Genomic DNA, 15,539 nt, shown 5'->3' with positions numbered 1-15,539 from the left:
AGCGGCAGGCTCGCCTTGCTCGAGCCGCGGGCCGCCGGTGAGCGGCCGGGCGCGCCTTCCCGCCTCAGCTCTTGGCGCGTTCGTCGACGAACTTGTTGAAGACGAAACCGCGCTTGCCGTCGCTCTCCACCTCGCACCAGTCGGTGCAGGAGATGACGGCGACCGTGCCGCCCTTCGGCAGGATCGCCACGACGTCGGACGAGTTGTCCGGGCCCTTGCGCATGTGGACCGTGGCCGTGATCACCCCCGTGCGCGCCGGTGCGGCGGCTGCGACGGCGGTTGGCGCGTCCGGAGTTGCCTGGGCGGATGCGGAGGGCGCTTGTGCGGCCTCTGCCTGCGCCGGGGCGGCCGCGTTGCCGGAAACGGAGGCGCTGCGCGGCGGCGAGACTTCGATGATGTCGGGCGCTGCGGCGGGAGACAGGACAGCCGCCGGGACACCCGGCACGACGACCTGCGCCGCCGCCAGCGGTGGCTGGATGGCCGGGACCGTGGACGCCGCCAGGCTGCCGACCGGCGCTTCGGCCGGGGCCGCCGCGACCGGAGGCAGCGCCGGCCGGGCCAGCACGGCGGCGGGAACGGTGATGCCGCCGCCGCCGTCGGCCGCCGGCAGGGACAGCGTCGCTGCGGGCGCCGGCGAGGCGGCAAGGGGAGCGGGGTCCACGGGAGGGGCGGGCGCGGCTTTGAGCGAGCCGGTCGTCTCCGGGTTCACGGGAAGGCGGAGCGCCAGAGCCGCCGCGACGGGGTCGATCTTCGGCTGCGCGGCGACCTGCGGGAGGGTGTTCGCGGCAGAACGCAGCCGCGCGCCCATCCCGCTCCCGACGGTTCCGGGCTCGGCGGAGCCAGCCGCCGACGGAGCGCGTCCGTCGCCCGGGATGCCGGCGGTTTCGGCGGGGGCCGGCGTCGGCCTAGAGACCGCTGGGGCAGCGGCCTCGGCCCCGCGCGCGGGGCCCGCCGCGACGGCCTTGGCCGGCCCTGTGGGCGAGGGCGCAGCGCGCGACGCGACGAGCGTGGCCTGGTCCCGGCTGCCGGTGGAAACGAACACCGTCAACCCGGCGACGAGCACGGCGGACGCGCACGCCGCTCCGAGATAGGACAGCACCGGGCGCCGCCGGAACACGGCGAAGCGCCCCGCCCGCTGCTGCGGGACGAAAAGCCGCGGCACCGGCTTCTTCCGGTCCTCCTGCCAGCGCATCAGACGCCGGCGCATGCTGGCTTCCGCCTCGGCCTGGCGATGCGCCTCGTGCCGCGCGATCAGCCGGCGGCGAATTTCCTCGGTGCTCAAGCGTCCGGCGTCGTCGATGCCCAAGCGCCCCGCGCCGTCAGTGTCGTCGCGGCGCGTGGACGGATCCCCCGTCGTCATGCCCTGTCTCCTAGCCGGCGGGGCGCGGCGGATCCGCCGTCATGCCCGTGCCGTCTCCAGGCGACGCGCCGTCCCCTCGTGCCGCGCCGCCACCCAAACCCTTCAGCTGAAGTTCGACCTTCTAATCATGGCAAAGCTGCGTCGCCATCCCTTTTTGGCACAGTGCGCAAGCTCGGCGTAGGGTTCGCTGCCTGGCTGACAATCAGCGCCACGGGCTTTGGCCCTCGGCGCCAAAGAGGTTGTCTCGGGGGATGCAGCCGCGGCTCGGGGCCGCCCCGGAGGCGCCGGCCGACCGATTGCGACAGGGGGGGAGGCAGGGCGGGGTCGCGCTGGCCCGACACTCGTCAGGCCTTCACCTTCACGTAGCGCCCGGGCGCGTCCTCGATCGGCTTCAGCTTGCGCCCGCCCGGCTTGCGGGCCTTGACCTGCTCGCCGGACTGCGGCGCCGCCCAGTCGTGCCAGTGCGGCCACCAGGATCCCGGCGTCTCCTTCGCGGCGAGCAGCCAGTCCTCGAAGGTCGCGACATCCACGGGGGAGGGGCCGGTCCAGTACTGGTACTTGTTCTTCGCCGGCGGATTGACGACGCCGGCGATGTGGCCGGACCCGGTGAGGACGTAGGTGGCCTTCGACCCGAAGGCGCGGCAGCCGATGAAGACGCTGCGCGCGGGCGCGATGTGGTCCTCCTTGGTCGCGAGGCTGTAGATCGGGATGTCCACGGTGCGAAGGTCGAGCTTCACCCCGCCGATCTCCATCTGCCCGCGCGACAGGCGGTTCTCCAGATAGCAGTTGCGCAGATAGAAGAGGTGGTTCGCCATCGGCATGCGCGTCGAGTCGGCGTTCCAGTAGAGCAGGTCGAAGGGCAGCGGCTCCTTGCCCTTCAGGTAGTTGTTGACGAAGTAGGGCCAGATCAGGTCGCCGGAGCGCAGGAGGTTGAAGGCCATCGCCATCTGCGAGCCGTCGAGATAGCCCTTCGCCGCCATCGACTGTTCCATCGCGCGGATCTGGTTCTCGTCGACGAAGACCTTCAGGTCGCCGGCATGGGTGAAATCGATCTGGGCGGTGAGGAAGGTCGCCGAACCGATGCGCTCGTCGCCTCTCGCCTTGAGATAGGCGAGCGAGGCCCCGAGCAGCGTTCCGCCGACGCAGTAGCCGATCGTGTTGACGACGTCCTCGCCGGTCGCCGCCTTGACCCTGTCGAGGCCGAAGACGATGCCTTCTTCGATATAGTCCTTCCAGTCCTTTCGCGCCTGGCGTTCGTCCGGATTGACCCAGGACACCACGAAGACCGTGTGGCCGGCCTCGACGAGCCACTTGATGAAGGACTTCTCCGGATTGAGGTCGAGGATGTAGAACTTGTTGATCCAGGGCGGCACGATCATCAGCGGCCGCCGGAACACCGTCTCCGTCTGCGGCGCGTACTGGATGATCTGGCAGACGTCGTTTTCGGCGACGACCTTGCCCGGCGAGACCGCCATGTCCCGGCCGACCTCGTACTTCGTGTAGTCCGCCTGCCGCAGGCGCAGCGTGCCGCGGCCGGCCGCCATGTCTTCCGCGAACATCTTCATGCCGCGCACCAGGTTCTCGCCGTTCGAGGCGAGCGTCTCGCGGTAGAGTTCCGGATTGGTCATGACGAAGTTCGACGGCGCGAGCGCGTTGGACAGCTGCTTGACGTAGAAGGCCGCCTTGTGCCGGGTGTGCTCGTCCAGCCCCTCGGTGCGGGTGACGAGATCGTCGGCCCATTTCGACGTCAGCAGATAGGTCTGCTTGACGAAGTCGAAGAAGAGGTTCTTGTCCCAGCCCGCATCGGCAAAGCGCTTGTCGCCCCGCTCCGGCTCGATCGGCGCCGCCGGGCCTTCCCCGGCGAGCTTGCGGATCGAATTGTTCCACACCGCGAGATAGCCGGAAAACAGGCTGGTCTGCGCCTCGATCGCCCGGGCCGGGTCGGTCAGCCAGTATTCGGAGACGCGCGACAGCGTCTGCACGAGCTCGGTCATCGGGATCGGTCCGGAATCGATCGGCTCGCCCTTCTCGCGCGGCTCGACCCAGGCGGCGGCGGCCTTGCCGATCTGCTCGAGCATCCGGGCCATGTTGAGAGCGAAGGCCTCGGGATCCTTGACGACATAGTCCTCGCCGCCGGCCGGTGCCGCGCCGTCGCCCGCTTTGGTCTCCTCGGCCGCCATCGTCGTCCTCCCTTCCGGCCGGGCGACGGGCGCTGGTTCCCAGCCTGTCCCGGAGATCCCTCGGCCAACTCTTGTCGTTGCACCCGCCGCACGATCGAAGCAGAAACGGACGCATTGGCTTTTGTAAATGCCGCAGGTGTAGGATATGACACACGGCGTTCATTCAAGAAGGCCCTCGGCATGTTCCCGCCCAGACTGATCCGATCGCTCGCCGTCGTTGTCGCCGTGCTGCCGGCCGCCGCGTGCCAGGCGACCGGCGCCGGCGCGGACGACCCGCAGCTGGCGGTCCTCAGGGCCGCGCCGCCGCCGCCCGGCGGATCGGGCCAGCGGCTGGACCAGAACGGCTATCCGCTGCTCGGGCACTATCCCCGTGCCGCGACGACGCAGCTGACCGACGCCGAGGTCAGGGCGCAGCAGCAGCGGCTGAACAGCGTCGCGGCCCGTCGCTCCGTCAGCCGGCCGGGCGCAACCGACCGGCAGTATCGGGCGGAGGTCGCGCGGCTGACGCGGGTGCGCGAGACGCAGGCCCGCGCCCTCGCCGCCGCCGTGAAGAAGCGGCCGAACCCGCAGGCCGGTGCCGCCGCCAAGGCGCCGACCAGTCCGGACGCCGTGCTCCGCCAGATCGAATCCAGCCACTGAGGCTATCGTCGCGCTTTCGCGCGGCGCCTGTCAGCTCCCGCTCCATTCTTCGCCGGCCTCGGTGCCGCAGGACAAGACGATGGAAGAATTTCACAAAGTCCGCAGGTTGCCCCCTTACGTCTTCGAGGAGGTCAATCGCCTCAAGGCGCAAGCCCGGGCCGGCGGCGCCGACATCATTGACCTCGGCATGGGCAATCCGGACCTGCCGACGCCGAAATTCATCGTCGACAAGCTGTGCGAGGTCATCCGCGACCCGCGCACCCACCGCTACTCCGCTTCCAAGGGCATTGCGGGGCTGCGCCGCGCCCAGGCCGGCTATTACGAGCGCCGCTTCGGCGTGAAGCTCGACCCGAACAAGCAGGTGGTCGCGACGCTCGGCTCGAAGGAAGGCTTCGCCAACATGGCGCAGGCGATCACCGCGCCGGGCGACGTGGTGCTGTGCCCGAACCCGACCTATCCGATCCACGCCTTCGGCTTCCTGATGGCCGGCGGCACGATCCGCGCGATCCCGGCCAAGCCCGACGACGACTTCATGCGGGCGATCGACAAGGCGGTGCGCCACTCGATCCCGAAGCCGATCGCCATCATCCTGAACTATCCGTCGAACCCGACGGCCTACGAGGCCGATCTCGACTTCTACCGCGAGATGGTCGCCTTCGCGCGCCGCCACGAGATCATCCTCCTCTCCGACCTCGCCTATGCCGAGATCTTCTTCGACGGCGCGCCGCCGCCCTCGATCCTGCAGGTCGAAGGCGCCATGGACGTCGCCGTCGAGTTCACCTCGATGTCGAAGACCTTCTCCATGCCCGGCTGGCGGATGGGCTTTGCGGTCGGCAACGAGCGGCTGCTCGCCGCGCTGGCCCGGGTGAAGTCCTATCTCGACTACGGCGCCTTCACGCCGATCCAGGTTGCGGCGACGGCGGCGCTGAACGCCGGCGATGCGGCGGTCGAGGAGGTGCGCACGATCTATCGTCGCCGCCGCGACGTCCTCGTCGAGACGTTCGCGCGCGCCGGCTGGCAGGTGCCGCCGCCGTCCTCGACCATGTTCGCCTGGGCTCCGATCCCGGCGCAGTACCGCCATCTCGGCTCGCTGGAATTCTCCAAGCTCCTGATCGAAGAGGCGGATGTCGCCGTCGCGCCGGGCATCGGCTTCGGCGAGCATGGCGACGACCATGTCCGCATCGCGCTGGTCGAGAACGAGCACCGCATCCGCCAGGCGGCGCGCAACATCCGCCGCTTCCTTGCCAGCGGCGCCGAAGACGGGCAGAAGGTCGTCTCCCTCAGGGCGCGGTCGTAGGCGACCGCGCGGATCCTCGCGCGAGACGATAGATAGACCCATGAACAGCGCATTGCGGCTCGGCCTCGCCGGGCTCGGAACGGTCGGTGCGAGCCTCGGCCGACTGATCGAGACGAAGGCGGAGACACTGGCGACGCGCGTCGGCCGGCCGATCCGGATCGCGGCGGTCTGTGCGCGCGACCGCGGCCGCGACCGCGGCTTCGACCTGTCGCAGGCGGAGTGGTTCGCCGATCCGGTGGACCTCGCCAAGCGCGCCGAGATCGACGTCTTCGTCGAGCTCATCGGCGGGTCGGAGGGCGCCGCGCGCGAGGCCGTCGAGGCGGCGCTGAAGCGCGGCATCCCGGTCGTGACTGCCAACAAGGCGCTGCTCGCCCATCACGGTGTCGCGCTCGCCAGGCTGGCTGCGAAGAAGAACACCGAGATCCTGTTCGAGGCGGCGGTCGCCGGCGGCATCCCGATCATCAAGACGATGCGCGAGGCGCTGTCCGGCAACGACGTCGCGCGCGTCTACGGCATCCTCAACGGCACCTGCAACTACATGCTGACCCGCATGGAGAAGGAGGGGATCGCTTTCGACGCCTGCCTGAAGGACGCCCAGCGCCTCGGCTATGCCGAGGCCGACCCGACCTTCGACATCGGCGGCTTCGACGCGGCGCACAAGCTGGCGATCCTGACCGCGCTCGCCTTCGGCTGCGAGATCGATCTCGGCTCGATCTTCATCGAGGGCATTTCGAAGATCACCAACGAGGACATCCAAGCGGCCGCGGAACTCGGCTACCGGATCAAGCTCCTCGCCGTCGCGCAGCGCACCGAGACCGGCATCGAGCAGCGCGTCCATCCCGCGATGATTCCGGCGAGTTCGGCGCTGGCGCAGGTCGACGGCGTGACCAACGCGGTCGCGGTCGACAGCGATCTCCTCGGCTCGATCCTGCTCGCCGGCCCCGGTGCCGGGGGCGATGCCACAGCATCCGCCGTCCTCTCCGACATCATGGACGTTGCCGGCGGCGTGCTGCCGCCGACGCTCGGCCTGCCGCCGGCCAAGCTCGTGCCCTACAAGCGGGCCCGCATGCGCGCCCATGAGGGCGGCTACTACATCCGCCTCTCGGTCTTCGACCGCGTCGGCGCCTTCGCCTCGATCGCGCGGCGCATGGCGGAGAACCAGATCTCGCTGGAATCGATCGTCCAGAGGAAGCGCGGCAACGGCGACAACGCCGGCACGGCGCCGGTGATCCTCGTCACCCACGAGACCTCCGAATCGGCGGTGCGCAAGGCGCTGGACCTCGTTTCCAAGGACGGGCACCTGAAGGACGAGCCGCGGATGATCCGGATCGAGGCGCTGGACTGACCTGTCCGGCGTCGGTGCGCTTGCGGCCGGCGGCGAAGCCAGGGTGCTCCACCGTGCGCCGCGAGGCCCGGCGGACGGCACCGCAGCCGTCTGGACAGGACGCCCGCGGGGGTCCAAAGCGTGCCGAGGTTGTCCTCTGGCCGGACGGGCGCGCGACATCGTGGGTTCACGCCCGCCGGCCATATGACGCGCAGATTCGCGCGGCCACGATACGGCGCGGCCGGCTGGGTGAGGGAAGGCTATGAGCGAGACGACGGCGGAGGGCGGAACGCTGGATCGGGTGCTGACGCTCGAACTGGCCCGGGTGACCGAGCAGGCGGCGATCGCCGCGGCGCGGCTGCGCGGCCGCGGCGACGAGAAGGCCGCCGACCAGGCGGCCGTCGACGCGATGCGCTCGGCGCTGAACGGGCTATCCATCGACGGCGTCATCGTCATCGGCGAGGGCGAGCGCGACGAGGCGCCGATGCTCTACATCGGCGAGCGGGTCGGCAAGGGCGGCGGACCCCAGGTGGACATCGCGCTCGATCCGCTGGAGGGCACGACGGTCTGCGCGAAGAGCCTGCCGAATTCGCTGGCCGTCGTCGCGATGGCCGAGCGCGGCAGCCTGCTCAACGCGCCCGATGTCTACATGGAGAAGATCGCCATCGGCCCGGGCTATCCGCCCGGCACCGTCAATCTGCAGTGGTCGGCGGAGGACAATCTGCGCTCGCTCGCCGACGCCAAGGGCGTGCCGGTGGCGGCGATCACGGCCTGCATTCTCGATCGTCCGCGGCATGCCCGCCTGATCGAGGCGGTGCGCAGCGCCGGCGCCGCGATCCGGCTGATCGGCGACGGCGACGTCGCCGGCGTCATCCACACGACCGACCCCGAAGAGACCGGCATCGACATCTATATGGGCATCGGCGGCGCGCCCGAGGGCGTGCTCGCGGCCGCCGCGCTACGCTGCACCGGCGGCCAGATGCAGGGCCGGCTGCAGCTGAACACCAACGAGAAGCGGGCGCGGGCCGAGCGCATGGGCGTCGTCGATCCCTATCGCATCTACACCGCCGAGGAGATGGCGTCGGGCAACGTCATGTTCGCCGCGACCGGCGTCACCGACGGCAACCTCCTCGACGGCGTGCGCTTCTACAAGGACCGCATCACCACCCACACGCTGGTGATGCGCTCCTATTCCCGCACCATCCGCGAGGTGCGGGCGCACCACCACGAGCCGGGGTAGGGGACAGGCCGGCAGACTGGAGAAAATGCCGTCGGACAGAGCGGCAGGACTCGATTGGAACTGCCGGTCATATGGCCGCCACTTCAAGGTTTTCAGCTTAAAGCGCCACCGTGGGTGATTTCGCTCCCACCCTTCGCTTCGTTCATCGGTGCTGGTCGCTGGAACCGGCTGAAGTTTGCACTCGTCACGTTGCGAGGTCAGCGCTAGGGACCCAGGGCCAGTCGCACCAACTCGTCTCTGTACGGCTTTGAAATATCTTCAGAAAGGATGACCAGACGATACACGATCGGAGCGACAAGTGTATCGATTAGGCGGTCCGCGTTCGGCGCATATTCGTACCGCGCGACCGCCCTCTTCACGAGAACGTCCAAATCGGAACGAGCATAGCCGGCAGTCAGCCGGGCCAAAGCGGTATCTGCCAACCGCTCGCGGTAGAGATCACGTCCCAGCGCGGTGGCCATGTCGTCGACGAACTGCTCGAGCCATTCGCTCAGATCGCCGGCAAGGTTGCCGGTGTCCGGAAGTTCCCGGTCGGGCAGGAAGCGTTCGCACTCGACTTGCGCCAGCAGTTCCGACAGCGATCCCCACCGGCGATAAATGGTCGAGGGTGTCACGCCGGCCTTGTCGGCGATTTCGCTGACAGTCGGGGATTGACCCGAGCGTTCAACCACCAACGCCTTTACGGCTGCGTGGACCGCCAGCTGAATCCGCTCGCTGCGTCCGCCAGGCCGAATTTGTGGGTGACCGCTCACGCGGCATTAACCTGTTAATGCGAGAGAATTGCAATAGGGGAGGAAGTAATTACGGCTGCCGAAAGATGCCTTCATGCGCCTGACCCCTTTCAATGTCCACGCCTGCGAGCGAGGCAAGCGATACGCGGCCGTTCAGGTTCCTCGCAACAGATCCCGCTTCATCCTTACGGCGTTCTGCTTCACCGCGATATATTGCACCATTGGTGCTCGGCTTATCCAATTCGCGGTCGCTCGACCGGCGGAAGAAGCTATTGCCGTTGTTCCTCTTCCAGCATCCCGTCCTGACATTCTCGACCGCAACGGCCGTGTCCTCGCCACGGATCTTCGAACATTCTCGCTCTACGCCGAACCACGCAAGATCGTCGATGTCGATGAGGCCGTCGAGCGACTGACGGCATTCCTGCCGGACCTTGACCCTGCGCAGCTTTATCGATCGCTTTCCACGAAGGCCGGCTTCGTGTGGATCAGACGGAAGCTGACGCCGCGCCAGAAGCAAGAGCTATACGACTCCGGTATTCCGGCCCTCGGCTTCCGTCCGGAGATCAAGCGCTTCTATCCAGGCGGGCGAACTGCGGCCCATGTTCTGGGTTTCACGGATGTCGACAATAGGGGACTCTCTGGAATAGAGCGATGGATTGACAGGCAGGGGTTGCTTGCTCTGCGAAAAGCCGGTCTGGCCGATGCCGACGCGCTTGAACCGACCCGCTTAGCGCTTGATCTTCGTGTGCAATATGCCCTTCGAGATGAACTGGCGAAGGCGCGCAAGACATTTGCGTCAACGGCCGCAGAGGGTCTCGTGCTCAACATCAAGACTGGGGAGGTTCTGGCCCTCGTCTCGCTTCCGGATTTCGATCCGAACGATCCAGTTGAAGCCGGGAAACCGGACAGGCTCAATCGTATAAGCGGCGGAACTGCCGAGATGGGCTCGACGATCAAGACCTTCACCACCGCGATGACACTTCAGATGGACGGGGCCAACCTGCAGACCAAATTTGACACGACTCAGCCTGTAATGGTGGGCCGACGGCGGGTGCGTGACGAAGGGCACCTGGAGGATCGTCCGATGACTGTCCAAGAAATCTTCGTGCGCTCCTCCAACATCGGCTCTGCCCGTGAAGCCCTTGATGTCGGAGTCGAAAAGCACGAGGCGTTCCTACGTCAGATGGGTCTTCTGTCTAGCCTTGATGTAGAACTGCCAGAGGTGGCAAGACCGCAGGTCCCCTCACGCTGGAGCCGCGCGACAACGGTCACGGCGGCCTTCGGACATGGATTTGCCACCACGCCGCTCCAGACCGCCGTCGGCATCGCCGGCATCTTGAACGGGGGAAAGCTCGTGCAGCCGACCTTCCTAAAGCGCGAGCCCAGCGAGGGCGCACCGCCCTCACGCGAGATCGTCTCGCAAGCGACCAGCCGATCAATGCGTCAGCTCTACCGTTTAAATGTAACGTCCGGCACGGGACGAATGGCTGATGTCGCCGGGTACCGGGTTGGTGGAAAGACGGGAACAGCGGAGAAGGTGATCGACGGACGCTACGCCAGACACCATAACTTCAACGTCTTCTCAGCCGCGTTTCCAATGGACGACCCTCGCTATCTCGTCATGACGATCATCGATGACCCGCAGGCGGGCGTCCCAACCTATCTGCGCACGGCGTCCTATACTGCAGCGCCTGTCGCGGGAAATGTCATCAAGCGGATTGCACCGATGCTGGGCGTCATGCCGAAGTTTGAGATGACCGCGACAGCGGATTAGGGAAAGGACCCCGGTCATGACACATCGTCGATTTGATCACGTTCGAGGCTGAAACCAAGCCGTCTCCTCTCCGCAATCCCGGTCAGTGCTCTCGCTTTTCGACATCGGGCTGATGACCGCGTGTGATCGGTCATCGCCGCCGCCCCGCGATAGCGCCGCCGCCACGGCCCTTGCGGGCCGCACCGCGAGACGCCACAACCCATCGGCATGACGATCTCGACTCGCAATTTCCTCGGGGTGGACCGCTCGGTCGGCGGCCGGCGATGGGTGAGCGCGCTCGACGCCCGCATGGAGGCCGTCGCGCTGGCGATGGCGCAGAAGCAGGGCCTGCCGGACATCGTCGCCCGTGTGCTCGCCGCCCGTGGGGTCGAGGAGGCCGCGGCGCCGGGCTTCCTGGAGCCGCGGCTGAAGCACCTGATGCCGGATCCCTCGGTCATGACCGACATGGACGCCGCCGCCGAGCGCCTCGCGGGCGCGGTGGAGCGGGGCGAGCGGGTCGCGATCTTCGGCGACTACGACGTCGACGGCGCGGCCTCCTCGGCGCTCCTGTGGCGCTACCTCGCCCATTTCGGCATCGAGGCCGCGATCCGGATTCCCGACCGCATCACCGAGGGCTACGGGCCGAACCCGCAGGCGATGCGCGAACTCGTCGAGGAGGGCGCCCGCCTGATCGTCACCGTCGACTGCGGCACCGGCAGCTTCGAGGCGATCGCCGAAGCGCGCCGGCACGGCGCCGACGTCGTCGTGCTCGACCATCACCAGACCGGACCGGCGCTGCCGGAGGCGAACGCGCTCGTCAATCCGAACCGGCAGGACGATCTCTCCGGCCTCGGCCATCTCTGTGCCGCAGGCGTCGTCTTCATGGCGCTGGTCGCGACCTCGCGCGTGCTGCGCCGACGCGGACGGCCCGCCGCCGCCATGCCGGACATCCTCGGCCTGATCGATCTCGTGGCGCTGGCGACGGTGTGCGACGTCGTCCCGCTGAAGGGGCTGAACCGCGCCTTCGTCGTGCAGGGCCTGAAGATCATGCGCGAGCAGCGCAATCCGGGCCTTTCGGCGCTCGCCCGCGTGGCGCGGCTCGCCGGGCCGCTCGAATGCCACCATCTCGGCTTCCTGATCGGGCCGCGGATCAATGCCGGCGGACGGATCGGCGACGCCTGGCTCGGCAGCCACCTCCTCTGTCTCGACACGGCGGCCGAGGCCGACGCGCTGGCCGAGCGGCTGCACGGGCTGAACGAGGAGCGCCAGGCGATGGAGCGCCAGATGCTGGCCGACGCCGAGGCCGAGGTCGCGGCCGAGATCGGTGCGGGGGAGGGGCCGGGCGTCCTCGTCACCGGATCTGACGACTGGCATCCCGGCATCGTCGGCCTGATCGCGGCCCGGCTGAAGGAGCGCCACCGCCGGCCGGCCTTCGCCATCGCCTTCGACCGCGACGGCAAGGGAACCGGGTCCGGCCGCTCGATCGCCGGCATCGATCTGGGGCGGCTGGTGCGCGCCGCCGTCGCCGAGGGCATTCTGGAAAAGGGCGGCGGCCACGCCATGGCTGCCGGCATCACCATCCGGCGGGACCGGCTGGGCGCGTTCCGCGGCTATCTCGAAAGCGAGGCCGCGGCTTCGGTGATGGCGCTGCGGGAAGCCGAGGCGCTGAAGCTCGACGGGGCGGTCAGCTCCGCCGGCCTGACCCTCTCGCTCTACGACACGCTCGCCAAGGCCGGCCCCTTCGGAGCGGGGCACGAGACGCCGGTCCTGGCGCTGCCCCGCCAGACGATCGCCGACTCCGGCGTCGTCGGCGCCGCCCATGTCAGGGCCACGCTGCGCGGGCCGGAGGGGCGGAGCGTGCGCGCCATCGCCTTCAAGGCGGCGGAGACGGAGATCGGCCGGCGGCTGCTCACCGGGCGCGACCGGATCCTCCACGTCGCGGGTACGATCTCCGTCGACCGGTTCCGCGGGCAGGAGGCGATCGGCCTGCGGATCGTCGATCTGGCGGAGGCCTATGACTGAAACGGCGGGGCGGGTGCAGCGCGGGACTGTCCGCTTCTCGCCGGGATCGTCCGCCGCATCCCGCTTCGCCGCTCCATGGGCTGTCTGCCGCGTTGACAGCCGGCACGGCGCGGACCTTGAATGGGCATCCGTCCCAGTGGGAGTGCCGGATGTATCTCGACGAGAAGAACGAGTGGACGCCCGCAGAGCCTTCCAGGGGCGGCAGGCGCCTCACCGCGCGCGAAGAGAAGCTGTTCCTGTGGCTGATCGGCGCTTTGGCACTCATGCTCCTGATCGCGCCGCTCGGCGGCGCGAGCGTCCTTCAGGCAATCGCTGCGCTGTTTTGACGCAGGGCGGATGAGCGTTCGGAAGGCGCGAAAGCGGGGGTACGGTCGGACGATGTGCCGGCAGCGGCGGGTCAGGCGCCCGCGCCGGCGCAAGCAAGCGCTGCCTGCAAGCGCATCGTCTTCGTGGCCGACGCAGGGCAGGCGGAGCCGCCCATCACCGAATTGCAGAAAACAAAAAGACAGCCGGCGCGGCCTGAGCCTCGCCGGTTCGATCGGTCCATTCCGGACCGATCCTCATGCGGCCTTGGAGCCGGTTCCGGCTACTCGACGGGCTCGAGCTTCGGGTTCAGCGTCGCCAGAAGAGCGTCGACCGCCCGCCGCGTATCCGCCGGCAACGCCTTGAGATTGCGCAACATTCTCAGGTCAGCCTTGGACAGCGTGGGATAGGACTCGAAGGACGGCATCTCCTCGAAGAACCAGGTGATGTCGCGTCCGAGCGTATCGGCGATCTCGCGCAGCCGGCCCGCCGACACGCGATTCATGCCCTTTTCGTATTTCTGCACCTGCTGGAAGGTAATGCCGAGGGCTTCGGCGAGCTTTTCCTGCGAGAGACCGCTCTCCAGACGCGCGATCCTGATCCGGGCGGCGATCTGGCGATCGATATCCGATGCAGCTTTGGTACTCGACATTGAAGGTAAGACCTATCTAAACGGGGCCGATTCGGCCTCGGTCAGAAGGTTGACCGCAAGGCGAACCGCCGCCGCAGCTTCGGGTGCCTCATTCTCTAACTCGGGAATTGCATAATTCAAGGTGTGCAGCACCGCATTGCGATCAACATGCTTACCCGATCTGAGTGTAGCCGGGATCACCAGCCGGTTATCGCATTGGAGGATCGCGGCTTCCACCGCCGACGCAGCATCTGTGGACAACCGGCGGACGGCCGGAAGACTCGCCACCAGGAAGTGCGCGGCGCCGTACACGGGCGAGCGCTGCAGGAGCGTGCTGCTGAACATCACACCTTCCTCTGCGACGAAGCCGACAGGGGGCGGCCGGACGCGGCAGTCCGGGCGATCGAGTCCTCCGCGTCGAGCCGGAACGGCAAGATCGTCGTCGCCTCGTCCAGCGGATGCGGCAGATCCTCCTCGATCTGAAGGACCGGGCGGCGGATGCCGAACATGGCGTAGTTGGCGCGCACGGTCTCGGGCGAGGCGACCACCATGATCACGGCCACCGGCTTGCCGTCATAGGGGCGCGGCACGTTCAGCGGATGCACGCGCCAGCCCATTTCGAGCAACCGGGTCACCAGCTTGGGATGCGTCTGGACGATCAGCGCCCGCAGGCCGAGAGCCACGAAGGCTTCCGCCACGCCCGCGCAGACCAGGTTGGTGGCGAGCACGCCGTCCTCGTCGGTCGCCTCCGCGTCTCCGACGCAGCGGGTCCATTCGAAGACGTCCTCGCTGCGCGGCCAGGGAACGCCGTCCATCAGCTCGGGATAGACGTCGGAGAGCAGGTGCGGCCGGTCCGTCCGCAGCAGCCGCGAATAGCCGATGACCTTGCCGTTCTTGAGCAAGGGCAGGTGGATCGGGTCGGAATCGTCGAACTGGTCGATCTCCCGGCCGTCCGCCTTGCGCAGGGCTTCCCATCCGAACCGATTGACGAAATGATCGTGGCGGAACCGCCAGACGTCTTCCATGACGTTGGGGTAGCGACCGACATTTGCTGAAGTGATCAAGTGCATCATCGCGTATCTCCCGCATTGCTGCGAGGAGTCTTTGCGACGAAAATCGAACCGATTAAACTCGGGGAATCCCGGTATTGACTCTCAGTGGATGACGCCGCGTCGGATGCTTTCGGCGACGAGGTGGGCGCGATTGACCGTCCCGAGCTTGACGCCGGCGTTCTTCAGATAGGCCTCGATCGTCCGCTCCGAGAGGCCGAGGATCGCGCTGATCTCCCAGTTGGTCTTGCCCTGCGCGCACCAGAGCACGCAGTCGCGTTCGCGCATGGTGAGTTTCGAACGCTTGCCGTTGTCCGTGCCACCGCCGGACGGGAGCGTGCGCAGGCGGTTGTGCGCATAGATCGCGATCATGTGGAGGGCGCCCCGCTCCTTCTCGCCGAGCTGCACCTTCTCGGCACCGAAGGTGACGATCGCGGACAGGCCGTGGATCGAATGGATGGGGACGGTGAAGCCGTCCATCATCCGAAACTCCGAGGCCTCGTCCATCGTGCGCCGTTCCGACGGCGTCAGCGCCCGCTGGCCGATCGCCTCGCTCCAGGTGAACGGCGTGTCGGTCTCGCGCGTGCGCGCAATGACGGGGTCGGCGTGCACGTAGCCGCGTTCCGCATAGCGCGCGAACCACTCCTCCGGCCAGCCGCACAGCAGGACATAGGGATCGATCTTCTCCCCCTTGTCCGGCAGGCCGGAAATTCCGAAGTTCATCAGGCCGAAGGACCTGGCGCTGCGCAGAAGCTGGTCGGAGATGGCGCCGCGGTCCTCAAGATGCTGCACGCTCTCGACGAAACGGAACATCTCTTCCGCAGGGTTATTGGACATGGCTCTGGATTCACGCGCCAGGGATGTACTGAGCGTATCATAGCTGAAAATCGAACTGCGGCAATCAGCAAGCAGAACGATCGGATCGCGGAGGATGTTGGCGCCGTGCTTCACGACCGAAACGACTTGGCTTCGGACGAGGCCCGTGGACCGCCGTCCGGTTGCAGCCCGAA

General features: G+C 67.7%; 14 protein-coding genes. 7 read left to right on the top strand and 7 right to left on the bottom strand.

The window, feature by feature from the left end; translation table 11 throughout:
- Nucleotides 1–64: 64 nt before the first annotated feature.
- Entirely contained in the window at nucleotides 65–1,360 is a 1,296-nt protein-coding gene (locus AB5S17_RS05595; protein WP_369237006.1) for an SH3 domain-containing protein, read from the bottom strand.
- Nucleotides 1,361–1,704: 344 nt separating this feature from the next.
- Complete coding sequence (gene phaC / locus AB5S17_RS05590) at nucleotides 1,705–3,540, bottom strand: class I poly(R)-hydroxyalkanoic acid synthase (RefSeq protein ID WP_369237004.1); 1,836 nt, start codon at nucleotides 3,538–3,540, stop codon at nucleotides 1,705–1,707.
- A gap of 180 nt (nucleotides 3,541–3,720) precedes the next feature.
- Here phaC and AB5S17_RS05585 point away from each other — a divergent pair, with 180 nt between their 5' ends.
- The 4 genes from AB5S17_RS05585 to glpX all read left to right on the top strand — a co-directional run bounded on the left by AB5S17_RS05585 (nucleotide 3,721) and on the right by glpX (nucleotide 8,040).
- Complete coding sequence (locus tag AB5S17_RS05585) at nucleotides 3,721–4,179, top strand: hypothetical protein (RefSeq protein WP_369237002.1); 459 nt, start codon at nucleotides 3,721–3,723, stop codon at nucleotides 4,177–4,179.
- A gap of 79 nt (nucleotides 4,180–4,258) precedes the next feature.
- A complete protein-coding gene (locus AB5S17_RS05580; protein ID WP_369237000.1) occupies nucleotides 4,259–5,476 on the top strand; it encodes an LL-diaminopimelate aminotransferase in 1,218 nt (405 codons plus the stop codon).
- A gap of 40 nt (nucleotides 5,477–5,516) precedes the next feature.
- The gene (locus tag AB5S17_RS05575) at nucleotides 5,517–6,821 is read left to right on the top strand and encodes a homoserine dehydrogenase (RefSeq protein ID WP_369236998.1); all 1,305 of its coding nucleotides are present in this window, start codon (nucleotides 5,517–5,519) and stop codon (nucleotides 6,819–6,821) included.
- Nucleotides 6,822–7,062: 241 nt separating this feature from the next.
- Nucleotides 7,063–8,040: a class II fructose-bisphosphatase gene (gene glpX / locus AB5S17_RS05570; protein ID WP_369236996.1), complete on the top strand. Its 978-nt coding sequence runs from the start codon at nucleotides 7,063–7,065 to the stop codon at nucleotides 8,038–8,040.
- A 203-nt stretch (nucleotides 8,041–8,243) separates the two neighbouring features.
- Here glpX and AB5S17_RS05565 read toward each other — a convergent pair whose 3' ends face one another.
- A complete protein-coding gene (locus tag AB5S17_RS05565; protein WP_369236994.1) occupies nucleotides 8,244–8,792 on the bottom strand; it encodes a TetR/AcrR family transcriptional regulator in 549 nt (182 codons plus the stop codon).
- A 73-nt stretch (nucleotides 8,793–8,865) separates the two neighbouring features.
- On the opposite strand from AB5S17_RS05565, the gene AB5S17_RS05560 reads away from it, so the two are divergent.
- The 3 genes from AB5S17_RS05560 to AB5S17_RS05550 all read left to right on the top strand — a co-directional run bounded on the left by AB5S17_RS05560 (nucleotide 8,866) and on the right by AB5S17_RS05550 (nucleotide 12,872).
- A complete protein-coding gene (locus tag AB5S17_RS05560) occupies nucleotides 8,866–10,545 on the top strand; it encodes a peptidoglycan D,D-transpeptidase FtsI family protein (protein ID WP_369236992.1) in 1,680 nt (559 codons plus the stop codon).
- A 207-nt stretch (nucleotides 10,546–10,752) separates the two neighbouring features.
- Nucleotides 10,753–12,546, top strand: a complete 1,794-nt coding sequence (recJ, locus tag AB5S17_RS05555) for a single-stranded-DNA-specific exonuclease RecJ (protein WP_369236990.1) — start codon at nucleotides 10,753–10,755, stop codon at nucleotides 12,544–12,546.
- A 149-nt stretch (nucleotides 12,547–12,695) separates the two neighbouring features.
- Complete coding sequence (locus AB5S17_RS05550) at nucleotides 12,696–12,872, top strand: hypothetical protein (RefSeq protein WP_369236988.1); 177 nt, start codon at nucleotides 12,696–12,698, stop codon at nucleotides 12,870–12,872.
- A 260-nt stretch (nucleotides 12,873–13,132) separates the two neighbouring features.
- On the opposite strand, the gene AB5S17_RS05545 is transcribed toward AB5S17_RS05550, so the two are convergent.
- The 4 genes from AB5S17_RS05545 to AB5S17_RS05530 form a co-directional block, all read right to left on the bottom strand.
- Nucleotides 13,133–13,501: a helix-turn-helix domain-containing protein gene (locus tag AB5S17_RS05545; RefSeq protein ID WP_369236986.1), complete on the bottom strand. Its 369-nt coding sequence runs from the start codon at nucleotides 13,499–13,501 to the stop codon at nucleotides 13,133–13,135.
- Nucleotides 13,502–13,513: 12 nt separating this feature from the next.
- Nucleotides 13,514–13,825 carry a hypothetical protein gene (locus AB5S17_RS05540; protein WP_369236984.1) on the bottom strand — a complete coding sequence of 104 codons (312 nt, stop codon included), beginning with the start codon at nucleotides 13,823–13,825 and terminating at the stop codon, nucleotides 13,514–13,516.
- Nucleotides 13,825–14,553, bottom strand: coding sequence for an acyl-homoserine-lactone synthase (locus AB5S17_RS05535; protein WP_369236982.1), 729 nt, complete (start codon nucleotides 14,551–14,553; stop codon nucleotides 13,825–13,827). Before AB5S17_RS05535 ends, AB5S17_RS05540 begins: the two co-directional genes overlap by 1 nt.
- A gap of 81 nt (nucleotides 14,554–14,634) precedes the next feature.
- The gene (locus AB5S17_RS05530) at nucleotides 14,635–15,366 is read right to left on the bottom strand and encodes a LuxR family transcriptional regulator (RefSeq protein WP_369236980.1); all 732 of its coding nucleotides are present in this window, start codon (nucleotides 15,364–15,366) and stop codon (nucleotides 14,635–14,637) included.
- Nucleotides 15,367–15,539: the final 173 nt, after the last annotated feature.

This window comes from Jiella sp. M17.18, assembly GCF_041027365.1.
In the GTDB taxonomy this organism is placed as follows: domain Bacteria; phylum Pseudomonadota; class Alphaproteobacteria; order Rhizobiales; family Rhizobiaceae; genus VKMB-3413.
Note: the sequence above shows the minus strand (reverse complement) of the source record. Positions and strands in the feature narration are given on the sequence as shown.

What these genes read in the sequence shown, in the direction of transcription:
- AB5S17_RS05585 (WP_369237002.1), top strand. Translation starts at nt 3,721, where the DNA reads ATGTTCCCGCCCAGACTGATCCGATCGCTCGCCGTCGTTGTCGCCGTG.
- AB5S17_RS05530 (WP_369236980.1), bottom strand. Translation starts at nt 15,366, where the DNA reads ATGTCCAATAACCCTGCGGAAGAGATGTTCCGTTTCGTCGAGAGCGTG.
- AB5S17_RS05560 (WP_369236992.1), top strand. Translation starts at nt 8,866, where the DNA reads ATGCGCCTGACCCCTTTCAATGTCCACGCCTGCGAGCGAGGCAAGCGA.
- recJ (WP_369236990.1), top strand. Translation starts at nt 10,753, where the DNA reads ATGACGATCTCGACTCGCAATTTCCTCGGGGTGGACCGCTCGGTCGGC.
- glpX (WP_369236996.1), top strand. Translation starts at nt 7,063, where the DNA reads ATGAGCGAGACGACGGCGGAGGGCGGAACGCTGGATCGGGTGCTGACG.
- AB5S17_RS05545 (WP_369236986.1), bottom strand. Translation starts at nt 13,501, where the DNA reads ATGTCGAGTACCAAAGCTGCATCGGATATCGATCGCCAGATCGCCGCC.
- AB5S17_RS05540 (WP_369236984.1), bottom strand. Translation starts at nt 13,825, where the DNA reads ATGTTCAGCAGCACGCTCCTGCAGCGCTCGCCCGTGTACGGCGCCGCG.
- AB5S17_RS05575 (WP_369236998.1), top strand. Translation starts at nt 5,517, where the DNA reads ATGAACAGCGCATTGCGGCTCGGCCTCGCCGGGCTCGGAACGGTCGGT.
- phaC (WP_369237004.1), bottom strand. Translation starts at nt 3,540, where the DNA reads ATGGCGGCCGAGGAGACCAAAGCGGGCGACGGCGCGGCACCGGCCGGC.
- AB5S17_RS05595 (WP_369237006.1), bottom strand. Translation starts at nt 1,360, where the DNA reads ATGACGACGGGGGATCCGTCCACGCGCCGCGACGACACTGACGGCGCG.
- AB5S17_RS05550 (WP_369236988.1), top strand. Translation starts at nt 12,696, where the DNA reads ATGTATCTCGACGAGAAGAACGAGTGGACGCCCGCAGAGCCTTCCAGG.
- AB5S17_RS05535 (WP_369236982.1), bottom strand. Translation starts at nt 14,553, where the DNA reads ATGATGCACTTGATCACTTCAGCAAATGTCGGTCGCTACCCCAACGTC.
- AB5S17_RS05580 (WP_369237000.1), top strand. Translation starts at nt 4,259, where the DNA reads ATGGAAGAATTTCACAAAGTCCGCAGGTTGCCCCCTTACGTCTTCGAG.